The sequence below is a fragment of the Psychrobacillus sp. FJAT-21963 genome (assembly GCF_001420585.1).
Taxonomy (GTDB): Bacteria; Bacillota; Bacilli; order Bacillales_A; family Planococcaceae; genus Psychrobacillus.
Genome location: NZ_LJIY01000001.1, coordinates 605,076 through 620,613, shown reverse-complemented (window position 1 = coordinate 620,613; position 15,538 = coordinate 605,076). Strand labels below are relative to the sequence as shown.

The following is a 15,538-nucleotide window of genomic DNA, read 5'->3' as shown; positions in this document are numbered from 1 at the left end:
ATCCATGATCGGCTACACCTTGTCTATTATTGCTCTTTTAGTGGCGATATGGCTAGGTGTATCGGTCGGATCCGTAAAGGTACCGATCAGCACATTATGGGATAGGGGAGCAGATGAAATTGCGACCAATATCGTTTGGAAAATTCGCTTGCCGCGGGTTGTTCTTGCAGGGTTAGTTGGTGCATCACTAGCCATTGCAGGAGCCGCGTTTCAAGGTTTATTAAAAAACCCGCTTGCCGACCCTTATACGTTAGGAGTGTCGTCCGGTGCCTCAGTAGGTGCCGTGGCTACGCTCTTTTTCGGTATTTCGGTACCATTTCTAGGAATTTATACGTTACCCATTTTCAGTATGATAGGTGCATTAGTTACGATGCTTCTTGTCATTACATTTGCCAAATTAGTCGATCGTGCGATGAAAATGGAGACGATTATTTTAACTGGAATCATTTTTAGTTCTTTTTTAGGCTCGGTTATATCATTAATGATTGCGTTAACAGGAGAAGAGCTTAGGCAAATCATCGGCTGGCTACTTGGTAGTGTATCGATGCGAGGCTGGAGCTATGTACAGATGGCATTACCTTTTATCGTCATTGGTTCGATTTTATTAGCTTTAAACAGAAGAGAATTAAATGCACTATTATTTGGTGAAGAACGTGCAAAGCATCTTGGAGTTAATGTAAAAAGAAGAAAGATGATGATCTTGATCGGCGGGTCTATGTTAACGGGAACAGCAGTAGCAGTATCTGGAACAATTGGTTTTGTTGGGCTTGTTGTTCCACATATGACGAGGCTTTTATTTGGATCGGATCATCGACATGTATTACCTCTTAGCTTCATCAATGGAGCATCCTTACTCATTATCTGCGACTTAGTTTCTCGTACAATAATTTCACCAACCGAGCTACCAATTGGAGTAATCACTGCATTTATTGGTGCACCAGTGTTCGCATTTATTTTCTTTAGACAGCGAAAAAAAGGAGGCGTTTAACATGTTGAAGGTAGGAAACTTGTCAGGTGGTTACGACCATAAATTAATCGTTAAAGACGTCTCCTTTGAAGTTGGAAAGGGTGAAATGCTTGGTATACTTGGTCCCAATGGAAGTGGGAAATCTACTTTGCTGAAGGTGATGAGTGGGATTTTACCAATGAGTTCTGGGGACGTATTAATAGAGGGGAAATCACTGCTATCGTACTCATCTAAAGAGCTAGCTAAAAAAATGGCAGTTTTACCACAATTACATAGTCAAGCATTTTCACATACGGTTAGGGATACAGTATCTCTTGGCCGATATCCGCACCAAAGCGGATGGTTTTCCTCTTGGTCACAGGAAGATGAAGTAGCTGTTAAGGAAGCAATGAAACTAACAGCAATGGAAGTGTACGAGCATCAATTACTAGACCTATTGTCCGGTGGGGAGCAGCAGCGAGTATTTGTTGCTCAAGCACTTGCACAACAAGCACCAATATTATTGCTCGATGAACCGACAAACCATTTAGACATTGCACACCAAAAACAATTACTCGATACTATTAAAACGCAAACAATTGAAAAAGGAATTACTGTCATAAGTGTATTTCATGATATAAACCTTGCATCCCTATATTGTGATAGGCTGTTATTAATGGAGCAAGGGGAAATTAAAGCAATCGGAGAGCCTCATGAAGTAGTTAAGAAAAATCAGATTGAAACAGTGTACCAAGCACGAGTTAGTACAAATCCACATCCAGAACTCCCAAAGCCACAAATCACTATTCTTCCTGATGTGAATGAAAAGATAGTAAATGACCAAATAACAACCGAAAACTTTCAGGTTACAGATGAGCTCGTCGTATTTCAAGCAGAAAAACAGCTAAGAACATGGTCATCTGCTGTCATAAATGCAGGAAGTGGCTGGTATCGATCATTTGTAAATAGAAGAGTAGATGCACAGTATAATATTGATAATGCTCAGATGGAAATGCAGGAGTTCCTTGCAAATCATGGTTTTTCTGAAACAGAGACAGTTGGAATGATGACAGCTGTTCAAACGAAAGATGCTGTTATTAAGGAGTATGAAGGAGACTTTGGTTCTGTCTTCATCATGGTGACAGCAGGTGTTGGAAATGCAGTAGATGTATCAAAAGCGTATGAAGTTGAAAATTTTCCGGTAGTAGGAACCATTAATACTTGGATTATAATAAACGGAACTCTTGCTGAAGAAGCATTTCTACAAGCAGTGATAACTGCAACAGAAGCAAAAACGAAAGCGCTAACCGCTGAATCTGTAATGGATCCACGTACAGGCACAATCGCAACTGGAACATCTACAGATAGCATTTTAGTGGCTGCGACGCAGCAAGGGAGCTATATTCCATATGCTGGGCCAATCACAGAAATAGGAAAGAAAATTGGACTCGGTGTGTTTGAATGTACCGTAGAAGCTATCCAAACTTATAAAAAAGTAAAAGGCTGGGTGTAGGATGGGTCCGCATATTATTGCCATAGCAATTGGTCTAATACTAGACAAAATAATAGGTGACCCGCCAAATTGGCCTCACCCCGTTCGATGGATTGGTAATCTCATTTCAAAGCTTACTGCTTTGCTAAATAGAGGGAATGGACGGAAAGCAAAAGGGTTTTTACTTGTTTTCATCGTAGTAGGAATTACTTTCTTCTTTACAGTAGTTGTTTTAATTGCTGCTTATTCTGTTCACGTAATTGTAGGGATTGCTTTGGAAAGTATATTAATTGCTTCTGGGCTAGCGCAAAAAAGCTTGAAGGATGCTGCGATGGAAGTTTATAAACCATTGGTGGATAAAGATTTACCAGCAGCAAGACAAAAACTTTCGTGGATTGTTGGTCGAGATACTGAAAAATTAGATGAAAAAGAGATCACGCGAGGTGTCGTGGAAACTGTTTCTGAAAATATAAGCGATGGGATCACCGCTCCTCTCTTTTATGCATTTTTATTTGCAGGTGCCCCTGGACTCTGGGCCTATAAGGCAATTAATACATTAGATTCAATGGTCGGGTACAAAAATGAAAAGTACGAGGAGTTCGGTTATGCATCTGCAAAACTTGATGATATTGCAAACTACATTCCAAGTCGCATGACTGGCTATATCATCATGCTTTGGGGTAAGAAAGAAAGCACACTTCCTTTTAAAGAGCGGATGAAAGGATGGTGGCTGGATGCGAAAAAACATCCAAGCCCAAATAGTGGCTATTTAGAAGCTGCGACTGCCTATCAACTTGGAATTCAACTAGGTGGAATAAATACATATAAAGGAATCATTTCTAACCGGGCATTAATGGGTATTGGAGAGATTCCGCTTAACCCTAGTCATATATTAAGTACCATCTCCCATTTAAATACAGCAGTATTTCTATTTTGGCTTTGGTTAATGGTGATTGGAGGAGTTTTACTTGTCATTACCTAATCATGGTGCAAATGCTCATCATCTCTATGAAAGTCTTGGGATTAACATACCTGAAGCAATAATAGATTATAGTGAAAACGTGAACCCTCTAGGACCACCACCTTTTGTTAAAGAGAATTGGGCATCATATGCAAGTTTAATCACTAAATACCCTGATCCACACGGAGAGCCATTTTTATCAGCTGCCGCTACATATCATAATGTTCCGATCGACCAGGTGATAGTAGGGAATGGAGCTGCTGAAATATTCTCAAGTCTTGCAAAACGGTATGTAAATAAGCGTGCCGTTTTGATCCATCCTACGTTTTCAGAATATGCTGCGACGTTAGCACCCTATCATGTGTACATAAAAGAAATTATTGCCATACAAGCTTTACCTTTAGAGGAAGTATTGGATGAAGTAGAATTTGCAGAAGTTATTTATATTTGTAGACCAAATAATCCTACTGGGTATTTAATTCCTTTAAAAGAAATTATACAAATAGCAGAGTATGCGAAAAGATATAAATGTGAAGTCATTCTAGATGAAGCTTTTCTTGATTTTATCGATGAAGGAGAATCATTTATACCTCTTTTAAAAAATTTTCCGAACGTTATCGTTGTTCGTTCGATGACTAAAATGTATGCAATTCCAGGGTTGCGACTTGGCTATGCAATAGCTAGTAAACAAATTATTGAGGAAACTCGTGCAACCATGCCACATTGGAATAGTAATGCCATAGCGACATCGATAGGTGCAGCTTGCCTGAAAGAAGAGGATTATAGACTACAGGCTATTGCATTTGCGAAAGACATACGAAAGAAATTTACTGTATTTCTAGAAAAATGGAATTGTGTAGTACTTCCATCAAGAACGAATTTTATTTGCTTTCAACTTTCTAATCCTGAACGTTCTATGGAATTTTTTACGTATTTATTAACAAAGGGCTACGTACTTCGGCATACCGAGAACTTTAAAGGTCTGGATGGTAAATGGTTTCGTGTAGGAATGAAGGAAGAAATACATATGGAGCGATTGCAGAAGGAGATGAATGAATGGTTCGAGGGAAACTGGTCTTCATAACGGGTGGTGTACGTAGCGGAAAAAGTAGCTTCGCCGAGAAATATTTGATGAATGAGCACGCTAAACGCAACGTGTATGTAGCATCAGGAGTTGCAGTGGATGTAGAAATGAAGAAACGAATTGAACGGCATCAGCAAGATCGCGAAAATTATCCGGTCGAGTGGGTGACCATTGAGCAGCCTCGACACTTCGAGAAAATCCTTTCCCATATCCAAGATGGAGACGGAGTCCTATGGGATTGTGTTACCACCTGGCTTGCCAATGAGCTGTATGAAGGAGACATGGAGTTGATAGAAGAACGTCTCCATGATGCAATTGATCAAGTTGTAGAAAAAGCAAAAGTTATGGTCATTGTTTCAAATGAAGTGTTGGATGAACCGTTATCCAACCATGAAGATGTTATCCTCTATCAAAAGTGGATCGGACAAATTCATCAATGGCTTGTGGCGAAAGCAGATTATGCCTTTGAGATGGAATATGGTTTAAGTCATCAGTGGAAATGAGGGGTATAAGTGAAAGGACTAATGGTGCAAGGAACCGCTTCTAGTGTAGGGAAAAGCTTAGTATGTACAGCTATTTGCCGATTACTTGCGAACGAAGGGAAACAAGTGGCACCTTTTAAATCACAAAATATGTCCAGTTTAAGCATACAAACGAAAGATGGCCTTGAAATAAGCGTTTCGCAAGCATTACAAGCTAGAGCAGCTAAAACTTCTTATTTGCCTGAGATGAACCCAATATTATTAAAGCCAAATGGAAATATGGAAACAGACATTATCGTTTTAGGCGAAAAAGTAAATAAAATGAATGGAATGCTTTATCGTGAACAGTTTTTTGAAGAAGGACAAAAACTTATTAAAACAAGTTTAAAGAAGCTTTCAGATTTCTATGAATACCTGATTTTGGAGGGTGCTGGAAGTCCTGTCGAAATGAATTTAAGAGATCGAGAATTAGTGAATATGCGCGTTGCTGACTTGGCAGACGTACCTGTACTATTAGTCGCTAATATTGAATATGGTGGAGTGTTTGCTTCCATCGTTGGCACCCTTGCATTGCTACCAGAATCGCAAAGAGCAAGAGTGAAAGGGATTATTATTAATAAGTTTCAAGGAGACATTACACTATTCCAAGATGGAATTAATTTTATTGAAAATTATACTGGAGTAATGGTTTTAGGCACTGTTCCTTACTTTCCAAATGAATTGGAGGAAGAGGACGGGGTTGCAAAGAGTACGAACGCTGCTTCCGATGAACAAATAGAGGAATGGGCAGCACATTTTCGGAAGCATGTGAAATGGGAAAAAATAGTGGATATATTAGAGGTGGGCAAGTGAATAGTCTTTTATTGGCACTTCAGTTTTTCACAATCATTCCAGTTCATAAAAATTTACCGATGGAAGAGCGGCAAATCTCTGGAATGTATAGCATATTCCCGTGGATTGGTGCGAGTATAGGAGCAATTGCTTGTGTATTACTATCTTTCCAGTGGAGTCCATTAATGACAGGGTTCAGTATTGTTTTTGTTGGAATTCTATTTTCTGGGGGTCTCCATTTGGATGGTTTTATAGATACGTCGGATGCATTTTTTTCCTATAGAGATCGATTGAAAAGGTTTGAGATTCTCGATGATCCAAGGGTTGGAGCATTTGGAGTGATGGCAGTTGTCTTATTAATCGTCGGCAAAGTGATTATTGTTTCAGAAGTATTGGCAGCGGAATCGTTTCATTGGATTTTTGTATTGCTTCTCCCATTTTTCTCAAGAGCAACACTTGCAATGCTTTTTGGGTTAACGCGAAGCGCAAAAGAGAGTGGGCTTGCATATTTTTTTAAGCAGAAGATGAATGTGAAAGTTGTTATTCTAGCGACTGTATGTAATACGTTTATTGGTCTTTTTTTAATTGGATGGATGTCGTCAAGTTGGTTTATTCCCGTTACATTTGCAGCGGTGTTGCTCGTTTTTATTTGCTTGTATCGAAATTGGTCACTTAAAAATTTTGGTGGTGTGACCGGCGATATTCTTGGGGCGAGTGTTGAAATTACGGAGGTGCTATTATGGCTGACGCTTTTACTATTACTCTCATAAGACATTTGCCAACGCAAGGAAACCTAGAGAAAAAGTATATCGGCTGGACGGATGAACCCATTTTAGCTGGAATGAAAACGAAGAAATTATCTCCAAAAATAAAACAAGTTATTGGTAGTGATCTGACACGCTGCAAACAAACAGCAGAATTGTTATTTAAAGAAATCCCTTATAGGACGAATGAAAATCTCCGAGAATGCTCCTTTGGTGATTGGGAAGAAAAAACATATAATGAATTAAAAGAAGATAGATTATATCAAGCATGGCTGGATAACCCTCGGCAAGCAGCACCTCCAAATGGAGAGTCACTTGAAAAGATGGAAGCGCGTGTGCTTCAAGGTTTATATGATGTTATTAGTGAATATGAGAATCCAGTAATTATTACACATGGTGGTCCCATTCGTTTTTTATTAACAAAGTTTGGGAGTGTGGAAAAGAGCTTCTGGGAGTGGAAAGTGCTGCATGGTTGCAGCTATAAAATGCATTGGAATGAAAAGAAAGATGTACTGGAGGGAATGCGGTGCACGTCATTTTCGGTGGAGCATTTAATGGAAAAAGAGCATATGTAGAGCAACTAGTAGAAGATAAAGAAGCACAGTGGTTGGATGCTACAGAGGAATTTCCGATTGTATCTTCAAAAGCTGAAGTTGTAATTGTTTTTGGAGTAGAAAATGTATTAGAAGACAAATTGAATAAGTTATTTGAGCATCTGGAGCAATGGGATCAAAATTTCGAGGTAATTGTTATTGCGACTGAAATTGGGCGAGGCATCGTCCCGATGGAAGCGAGCATGCGTAAACTGCGAGATGATGTCGGAAGATTTTATCAACAGCTTTTTACAAGGGCAGAACGTGTCACAAGAATATGGTATGGCATTTCACAAACGATAAAAGGGAGATGATGGAGTTGAAAATTTATACAAAAACAGGTGACAAAGGGCAAACAGGATTAATCGGAGGAAGAACTGATAAAGATGATATTCGAGTGGAAACATATGGGACAATTGATGAAGTAAATTCCTTTATCGGAAAAGCAGTGACAGAGTTGGATTCTACTATTTTTGCGGATATTTTAGAAGACTTAGAAACGATTCAACACGAATTATTCGATTGCGGTGGTGACTTGGCGAACGTATCAAACCGTCGAGTGTATAAAATGACGGATGCACCTATAGAGGCAATGGAAAAACGTATTGATGTGTTAGTAGAGGAAGGCCCCGTATTAGAGCGCTTCATTTTACCAGGAGGAACTCCTGCAGCAGCAACGCTTCATATTGCGCGTACTATTACGAGACGAGCTGAGCGCCAAATGGTGACGCTAATGAAAACGGAAGAGGATGTTCCTGCAGTTGTACAACGTTATTTGAATCGTTTATCCGATTATTTATTTGCAGCAGCTAGGGTTGCAAATGCTAGAGAAAATGTGTCTGATGTTGAATATGTGCGTAGTGCAAAAGTATTCAAAAATGTAGGAAGCGTGAAAAAAGAGGAGGCGTAAGAGCGATGAAACTTCGTTTACTTACACTTGCAGCAATGTTTGCAGCCCTATCTACAATAGGTGCATTCGTGAAAATTCCAGTTGGAATTGGAAGTGCCGCACTCGATACGGTTCCTGCATTAGTGTCAGCGGCTTTTCTGCCTCCCGTTTATGCAGGAGCAGCGTCACTGGTTGGACATTTATCTTCGTCGCTGTACGTAGGATTTCCTCTAGGACCGTTGCATATAATCATTGCAGTAGAAATGTTTCTTATTTTATTCGTATTTACGAAGCTACATCAAACTGGCCACTATTTGATGAAATGGGTATTTTTCATCGTTGCCAATAGTTTGCTAGCAACACTTCCATTTTACTGGATCATTTCTCCTGCATTTTTTGTTGGAGCGTTACCTGGAATTACGATTGCAACTATATTAAATGCAGGAATCGCAATGATTGTCTCTCCAGTAGTTGAGCGAGTAATGGAGAGAGTGAGAATGCATGCGTAACGCGGTTTTATTGCCAAATGGGCTAGTTTTGACAACTGATAATTCTGCGGGAATCGGAGAAAAAGTGGATGATATTGTTCGAGTGGAAGACGAAATCGTTGCATATTTTGCAGCAAGAGTTGCTTTGTTGGAGCAATGGTCTGCAGAGGCACATCCAATCTCCGTTATCGTACACAACTTTACTGGCAATAAAAGCTGGGATAAATATGTTGCAGGAATAGAAAAAGCGTTTCAAGAAATAGAGTGGCCCTGCCCAACAATTACTGGAAGTACAGAATCCAATATGGAGACAATGCAATCTGCGATGGCTGTTACGATGATTGGCGAAAAGAGATGGACCAGTGAATTGGAAATTACATGGTTTGTGTACGGGAAACCATGTGTCGGTCAAGAGGTAGTGGATCATGCAGATAAAATTGCTGATTTAAAAAAGATATGGAATGCGATGGAAAGAGGATTTGTCAAACGAGTTTGGCCGGTCGGTTCTAATGGAATTGCCGGCGAATGCGTGCGACTTGGTTTGCGCGGTGAAATAACAGGGTGGGACATAACAAAATCGGCTGGCCCGGCTACTTCTGTATTACTAGGAGTTCCAAGCGAGCAAATAAAAGATGCGAAAAATCATTTTGAAAAATATTTTGAAGAGATTCGATGAAAAGAAGGGCTATCTCATACGGAGATAGCTTTTTGTTTGGAGAAATGGTTGCTTTCATCCGAATAGAGTTAGAAATATTGTCTCACATCAACATAACTCTTTATTACGAGAAATGGTCTCACTTTTGTAGGAATTGGTTGCGGATTGTTGTAAATTGGTCTCGTTGAGTAATCAATTGGTTGCTGTTAGGGAGCAATTGGTCTCGAAGTGCCGTATAGATACTTTTAATGTAAAATAATTCCAGAAGGAATATAAGGCCAGTAGTAATTAACTCTTATCACATCAACATAACTCTTTATTACGAGAAATGGTCTGGCTTGTGAAAGAATTGGTTGCGGATTGGTGTAAATTGGTCTCGTTGATCAATCAAATGGTTGCTATTAGGGAGCAATTGGTCTCGAAGTGTCTTATAATACCTATTAATTGAAAATAATCCCAGGCAAGTTTACATATTCCGAAACATATATTGTACAAGTAGTGACTTGTACAATTTTATTGATCACCTAGCATTTCCGAACTACTAAAATAAATTTTCTACTAATTTCGCGCAATTTAGAATAAATAAGTGTTGACTGAATGCTCATTCAGTTTTAATATTAAATTAATTCTTTATAAATCTATTAACCTAATGGTATTCTATCCATGATATCATTTTACATCTTAGAGGGGGAGAATAAGATGAGTCCATTATTAATCGCAAACTGGTTACTGTTCATCGCAGTCACTTTGTATGCAATTGGTTTATTCGTATATCTACTTAGAACGAGGTATGCATATATCAAACTGGGGAAAAAAGTCGAATTTGAAGACAATGTGAAGGAAAGACTTCGCAAAATTTGGGTGTATGTGTTTGGGCAAAAGAAGCTTTTAAAGGATAAGAAAAGTGGAACGATTCACGTTATGTTCTTTTATGGTTTCTTACTTGTTCAGTTTGGAGCAATTGATTTTATTTGGAAAGGGTTAGCGCCAGATTCACATTTACCATTAGGTCCATTGTATCCAGCGTTTACGTTCTTCCAAGAAATTGTGACATTTGTTATTTTAATAGCAGTCTTGTGGGCATTTTACAGACGCTATATTGAAAAATTAGTACGTTTAAAACGTGGTTGGAAAAATGGACTAGTTCTGATTTTTATCGGCGGGTTAATGGTTTCTGTTTTAGTAGGTAATGGTATGGGAATGATTTGGCATGGTCATGAGACTGTATGGTCAGAGCCAATTGCATCTTCTATTGCAATCCTTTTTGGATTTGTTCCACCGACAGCTGCAGCAGTAGTTTTCTATGCAATGTGGTGGGTACATCTTTTATTCCTATTAACATTCTTAGTATATGTACCGCAATCAAAGCATTTCCACTTGATTACTGGTCCGGCAAACGTGTACTTCCACCGATTAGACAATGTTGGAAAGCTACGTCCAATCAATTTTGAAGAGGAAGAAGACGAAGAAGCAAATGAAGATGAAATGCCTTCATTCGGAGTAGGTCGCATTCAAGATTTTACGCAAGCACAGATGATTGATTTCTACGCATGTGTAGAATGTGGTCGTTGTACAAATATGTGTCCAGCAACGGGAACAGGTAAAATGCTTTCTCCAATGGACTTGATCGTAAAGCTTCGTGATCACTTAACATTAACTGGTGCAGTAGAAACGAAGAAAAAACCTTGGGTACCTACACTTGCGTTCCAAGGAACAAAAGGTAATCAACTTGCGATGGCTGCTGGGGCAGAAGGAGCAGTAATCGAAGACATTTATAGCCCATCCCTAATTGGAGATGTTATTACAGAAGAGGAAATTTGGGCATGTACAACTTGCCGTAACTGTGAAGACCAATGTCCTGTAATGAATGAGCATGTTGATAAAATTATCGATCTTCGCCGTTATTTAGTAATGACAGAAGGAAAAATGGACGCAGATGCACAACGCGCGATGACAAATATCGAGCGTCAAGGTAATCCATGGGGATTAAATCGTAAAGAAAAAGAAAACTGGAGAGATGCACGTCCAGATATTCATATTCCAACAGTGAAAGAAGTTTCAAAAGCTGGAGAAGAATTTGAGTACTTATTCTGGGTTGGCTCAATGGGATCATTCGATAACCGTTCACAAAAAATCGCTTTATCGTTTGCACACTTGATGAACGAGGCTGGAGTGAAATTTGCGATTCTTGGTAATAAAGAAAAGAACTCTGGAGACACACCACGTCGCCTAGGGAACGAGTTTTTATTCCAAGAGCTAGCATCGAACAATATTTCAGAATTTGAAAAAGCTGGGGTAACTAAAATAGTAACAATTGATCCACATGCATATAATATCTTTAAAAATGAATATAGTGATTTTGGATGGAATGGAGAAGTTCTTCACCACACAGAAATGCTATATGATTTAGTTCAAGCTGGTCGCTTGAAACCACAATACGCAGTAGAAGAAACAATTACATTCCATGATTCTTGTTATTTAGGGCGATACAATGATGTCTATGACGCACCTCGTGAAGTGTTAAAAGCAATTCCAGGAGTGAAATTAGTTGAAATGGATCGTAACCGTGAAAAAGGAATGTGCTGTGGAGCAGGTGGCGGATTGATGTGGATGGAAGAGCATGTTGGAAACAGAGTCAACGTTGCTCGAACAGAACAGGCTTTAGAAGTAAATCCAACGATTATTTCTTCTGGATGTCCTTATTGCTTAACAATGCTCTCAGATGGCACGAAAGCGAAGGAAGTCGAAGAAACAGTTGGAACATACGATATCGCCGAGCTTCTAGAAAAATCTATTTTCGGAGAAATTATGCCATCAGCGGAAGATGAAGAAGTGGCACCAACTGTTCAATAATATTCCCGCTCAATTTAGCAAGTGAGCGTACTGGCACTTCATTGGTAACTCTTGAACTTAAGTCTATTCGCTTCTGTCTCGAGCGGATCGAACAAGACATATTTATATTGCAAATATTTTTATAGTTTCGTAAACTAGAATTAATAGTAAGGGAGTATTTTTACTCCCTTTTTTCTAACATTTCATGTCGAGCGAGCGTTCAGTCAATTATATTTTTTTATTTTATTTGAAAGCGATTTCATTAAAGTGAGGGGTGGCTATTTTGGTAAAGACAGTTATTTTGGATGGGGCACGTACAGCATTTGGAAAGTTTGGGGGAGCACTGAGTAGTTTAACGGCTTCTGATTTAGGTGGAGTAGCTATTAAAGAGGCACTAACTCGTGCTGGTATAGAGGCAGTTCAAGTGGATGAAGTCATAATGGGGTCTGTATTACAAGCAGGTCAAGGTCAAATTCCTTCGCGACAAGCGGCAACAAAAGCGGGTATTCCTTGGTCTGTTAAAACAGAAACGATTAATAAAGTTTGTGCTTCTGGAATGCGTAGTGTCACGCTTGCAGATCAATTAATTCGTGTAGGTGATGAAGAAATCATCGTGGCAGGTGGAATGGAATCCATGTCTAATGCTCCTTATTATTTACCAAAAGGGAGATTTGGCCTTCGTATGGGGGATGGCCAAATAGTAGATGGAATGGTTTATGACGGACTTTCTTGTTCATTCCATCCAAAAAATGTACACATGGGAACGTACGGAAACTCTACAGCAGAATCTTTTGAATTATCACGTGAGAAGCAAGATGAATGGTCATTTAGAAGTCATGACCGTGCTTTAAAAGCAATCGATAATGGCATTTTAGCAGAGGAAATTGTTTCAGTAGAAATACCTCAACGAAAGGGAGAACCAATCGTTGTTGAGAAGGACGAAGCACCTCGACGTGATACATCTTTAGAGTCATTAGCTAAGCTAAAGCCAGCATTTGGTAGCGAGGGAACGATTACAGCAGGAAATGCACCTGGAGTAAATGACGGGGCATGTGCAATCGTTTTGACAAATGAACAAAAAGCAAAAGAGCTTGGAAAAGAGCCACTTGCATACGTTTTAGGTCATGCAGAGGTAGCGATTGAACCAGAAAACTTTCCACAAACACCTGGTATCGTGATTAATAAATTGTTAGATAAAACAGGGAAAAATCTTGCAGATATCGATCTATTTGAAATAAATGAAGCTTTTGCTGCTGTAGCATTAGTAAGCAGTGAAATAGCTGGGCTAGACGAGGAAAAAGTAAACGTGAACGGTGGAGCTGTGGCGCTTGGACATCCGATTGGAGCATCCGGAGCCCGTATTATTCTTACACTTGCATACGAATTAAAACGCCGTGGTGGTGGGATTGGGATTGCAGCTATTTGTTCCGGTGGTGGTCAAGGCGACGCTATTATGATTGAAGTTCCAAAAACAGGGGGGAAAGAAGCATGACAATCCAAAAAGTAATGGTAATTGGAGCAGGGCAAATGGGATCAGGGATTGCTCAAGTTTGTGCACAAGCAGGTTTTGAAGTAAAGCTTAATGACCGTGAGGAACAATTTTACAATCGTGGAATCCAAACGATTACCAAAAACTTGTCACGTAATGTAGAAAAAGGACGAATGACAGAAGAGGAAAAACAAGCGGTACTAAGTAACATTACAAAATCCCTTTCCATTGAGGATGCAAACGATGTGGATATCGTTATCGAAGCAGCTGTTGAAAACATGGAAATCAAGCAATCTATTTTTAAACAACTAGATGAAATCACACCAAAACATGCGATTCTAGCATCAAATACATCCTCTCTACCAATTACAGAAATTGCAGCAGTAACGAATCGCCCTGAGCAAGTAATAGGGATGCATTTTATGAATCCAGTTCCAGTGATGAAACTAGTGGAAATTATTCGTGGTTTAGCAACTTCTGATGAAGTGTATGCAGTGATTGAAGATATGACAAAAAAACTTGGAAAAGTACCTGTTGAAGTAAATGATTTTCCAGGTTTCGTTTCCAATCGAATTCTAATGCCGATGATCAATGAAGCAATTTACACACTATATGAGGGTGTCGCTTCAAAAGAAGCAATCGATGATGTGATGAAAATGGGAATGAACCATCCAATGGGACCACTACAACTTGCAGATTTTATTGGCTTAGATACATGCTTATACATTATGGAAATCTTGCACGAAGGCTTTGGAGATAGTAAGTATCGTCCATGTCCACTACTTAGAAAATACGTCAAAGCAGGTTGGTTAGGGAAGAAGTCAGGCCGTGGTTTCTACATATACGAGTAAGGAGCGTGAATCATGGAATTAACATTCACAGAAGAACAACTTATGATGCGCAATATGGTTCGAGACTTTGCAAAAACGGAAATCGAGCCTTTTATTGAACGAATGGAGCAAGGAGAGTTCCCCCGTGAAATTATAAAAAAAATGGGTGAGCTTGGCTTGATGGGAATCACGGTTCCTGAGAAATACGGCGGTTCTGAAATGGATTTTACGAGCTATGTTATAGCGATCAATGAGCTTTCAAAGGTAAGTGCTGTTATAGGTGTGATTCTCTCCGTTCATACATCCGTAGGAACAAGTCCGATACTCTATTTTGGAAATGAAGAGCAAAAGAATAAATACGTACCAAAGCTTGCTTCTGGAGAATCCCTTGGAGCATTTTGTTTAACAGAACCTTCAGCTGGATCGGATGCTGGTGCATTAAAAACAAAAGCAGTGTTGAAGGGCGACCACTATGTTTTGAATGGTTCTAAGGTTTTTATCACAAATGGTGGAGAAGCAGATATTAACATCGTGTTTGCTTCAACAGATACATCCAAAGGGTCAAAAGGCATAACTGCATTCATCGTAGAAAAGGATACACCTGGGTTTATTGTCGGGAAAGATGAAGAGAAAATGGGATTGCATGGCTCAAGAACAGTCCAACTTACATTTGAAGATATGAAAATACCAGTAGAAAATAGACTGGGTGAAGAGGGCGAAGGTTTTAAAATCGCTATGGCTAATTTAAATACTGGACGTATCGGAATTGCTACTCAAGCATTAGGCATTGCGGAAGCAGCACTGGAGGCGGCAGTAGGATATGCGAAAGAGCGCGTGCAATTTGGTAAACCAATCGCAGCAAATCAAGGTGTTGGCTTTAAGCTTGCTGATATGGCGACAGCAGTAGAGGCAGCAAGGCTTCTTGTTTACCGTTCAGCAAGTCTTCGCGAACAAGGTCTTCCTTGCGGAAAAGAAGCATCAATGGCTAAATTATTCGCATCCAAAACAGCGGTTGACGTTGCAATAGAAGCAGTTCAAGTATTCGGCGGATATGGCTATACAGAAGACTACCCGGTAGAACGTTATTTCCGTGACGCAAAAATTACAGAAATCTACGAGGGAACTAGTGAAATTCAACGAATCGTAATAGGTAAGCATGTGATTAATTAATTTTTTCCTAAAAGTGGAGAGGGGCAATCAAA

Annotated in this window: 16 protein-coding genes; all 16 read left to right on the top strand. The window is 39.5% G+C overall.

What is annotated here, in order from left to right; all coding sequences use genetic code 11:
• Positions 1-4 precede the first annotated feature (4 nt).
• On the top strand, positions 5-988 hold the full coding sequence (locus tag AN959_RS02830) for an iron ABC transporter permease (protein WP_172794321.1): 984 nt from the start codon (positions 5-7) through the stop codon (positions 986-988).
• Position 989: 1 nt separating this feature from the next.
• Positions 990-2,459 (top strand): adenosylcobinamide amidohydrolase, encoded by a 1,470-nt coding sequence (locus AN959_RS02825; protein ID WP_056828105.1) that lies wholly within the window; start codon positions 990-992, stop codon positions 2,457-2,459.
• 1 nt (position 2,460) lies between these two features.
• Entirely contained in the window at positions 2,461-3,420 is a 960-nt protein-coding gene (cbiB, locus tag AN959_RS02820; protein WP_056828103.1) for an adenosylcobinamide-phosphate synthase CbiB, read from the top strand.
• On the top strand, positions 3,407-4,483 hold the full coding sequence (locus AN959_RS02815) for a histidinol-phosphate transaminase (protein ID WP_056828102.1): 1,077 nt from the start codon (positions 3,407-3,409) through the stop codon (positions 4,481-4,483). The genes cbiB and AN959_RS02815 overlap by 14 nt, the downstream gene beginning before the upstream one ends.
• A gap of 47 nt (positions 4,484-4,530) precedes the next feature.
• A complete protein-coding gene (locus AN959_RS02810; RefSeq protein WP_253278856.1) occupies positions 4,531-4,986 on the top strand; it encodes a bifunctional adenosylcobinamide kinase/adenosylcobinamide-phosphate guanylyltransferase in 456 nt (151 codons plus the stop codon).
• A gap of 9 nt (positions 4,987-4,995) precedes the next feature.
• Entirely contained in the window at positions 4,996-5,817 is an 822-nt protein-coding gene (locus AN959_RS02805) for a cobyric acid synthase (RefSeq protein WP_056828098.1), read from the top strand.
• Positions 5,778-6,566 (top strand): adenosylcobinamide-GDP ribazoletransferase, encoded by a 789-nt coding sequence (gene cobS / locus AN959_RS02800; RefSeq protein WP_056828096.1) that lies wholly within the window; start codon positions 5,778-5,780, stop codon positions 6,564-6,566. Before AN959_RS02805 ends, cobS begins: the two co-directional genes overlap by 40 nt.
• Entirely contained in the window at positions 6,536-7,135 is a 600-nt protein-coding gene (locus AN959_RS02795) for a histidine phosphatase family protein (RefSeq protein WP_056828094.1), read from the top strand. Before cobS ends, AN959_RS02795 begins: the two co-directional genes overlap by 31 nt.
• Entirely contained in the window at positions 7,087-7,467 is a 381-nt protein-coding gene (locus tag AN959_RS02790; RefSeq protein ID WP_056828092.1) for a bifunctional adenosylcobinamide kinase/adenosylcobinamide-phosphate guanylyltransferase, read from the top strand. The genes AN959_RS02795 and AN959_RS02790 overlap by 49 nt, the downstream gene beginning before the upstream one ends.
• A gap of 5 nt (positions 7,468-7,472) precedes the next feature.
• The gene (locus AN959_RS02785) at positions 7,473-8,063 is read left to right on the top strand and encodes a cob(I)yrinic acid a,c-diamide adenosyltransferase (RefSeq protein ID WP_056829098.1); all 591 of its coding nucleotides are present in this window, start codon (positions 7,473-7,475) and stop codon (positions 8,061-8,063) included.
• A 5-nt stretch (positions 8,064-8,068) separates the two neighbouring features.
• Positions 8,069-8,551 (top strand): ECF transporter S component, encoded by a 483-nt coding sequence (locus tag AN959_RS02780; protein WP_056828090.1) that lies wholly within the window; start codon positions 8,069-8,071, stop codon positions 8,549-8,551.
• Positions 8,544-9,206, top strand: a complete 663-nt coding sequence (locus AN959_RS02775; RefSeq protein ID WP_056828087.1) for a hypothetical protein — start codon at positions 8,544-8,546, stop codon at positions 9,204-9,206. The genes AN959_RS02780 and AN959_RS02775 overlap by 8 nt, the downstream gene beginning before the upstream one ends.
• A 678-nt stretch (positions 9,207-9,884) precedes the next feature.
• Complete coding sequence (locus tag AN959_RS02770; RefSeq protein WP_056828085.1) at positions 9,885-12,038, top strand: (Fe-S)-binding protein; 2,154 nt, start codon at positions 9,885-9,887, stop codon at positions 12,036-12,038.
• 262 nt (positions 12,039-12,300) lie between these two features.
• Positions 12,301-13,509: an acetyl-CoA C-acetyltransferase gene (locus AN959_RS02765; RefSeq protein WP_056828083.1), complete on the top strand. Its 1,209-nt coding sequence runs from the start codon at positions 12,301-12,303 to the stop codon at positions 13,507-13,509.
• Entirely contained in the window at positions 13,506-14,357 is an 852-nt protein-coding gene (locus tag AN959_RS02760) for a 3-hydroxybutyryl-CoA dehydrogenase (protein ID WP_056828081.1), read from the top strand. The genes AN959_RS02765 and AN959_RS02760 overlap by 4 nt, the downstream gene beginning before the upstream one ends.
• Before the next feature lie 12 nt (positions 14,358-14,369).
• Complete coding sequence (locus AN959_RS02755) at positions 14,370-15,506, top strand: acyl-CoA dehydrogenase (protein ID WP_053590548.1); 1,137 nt, start codon at positions 14,370-14,372, stop codon at positions 15,504-15,506.
• Positions 15,507-15,538 lie beyond the last annotated feature (32 nt).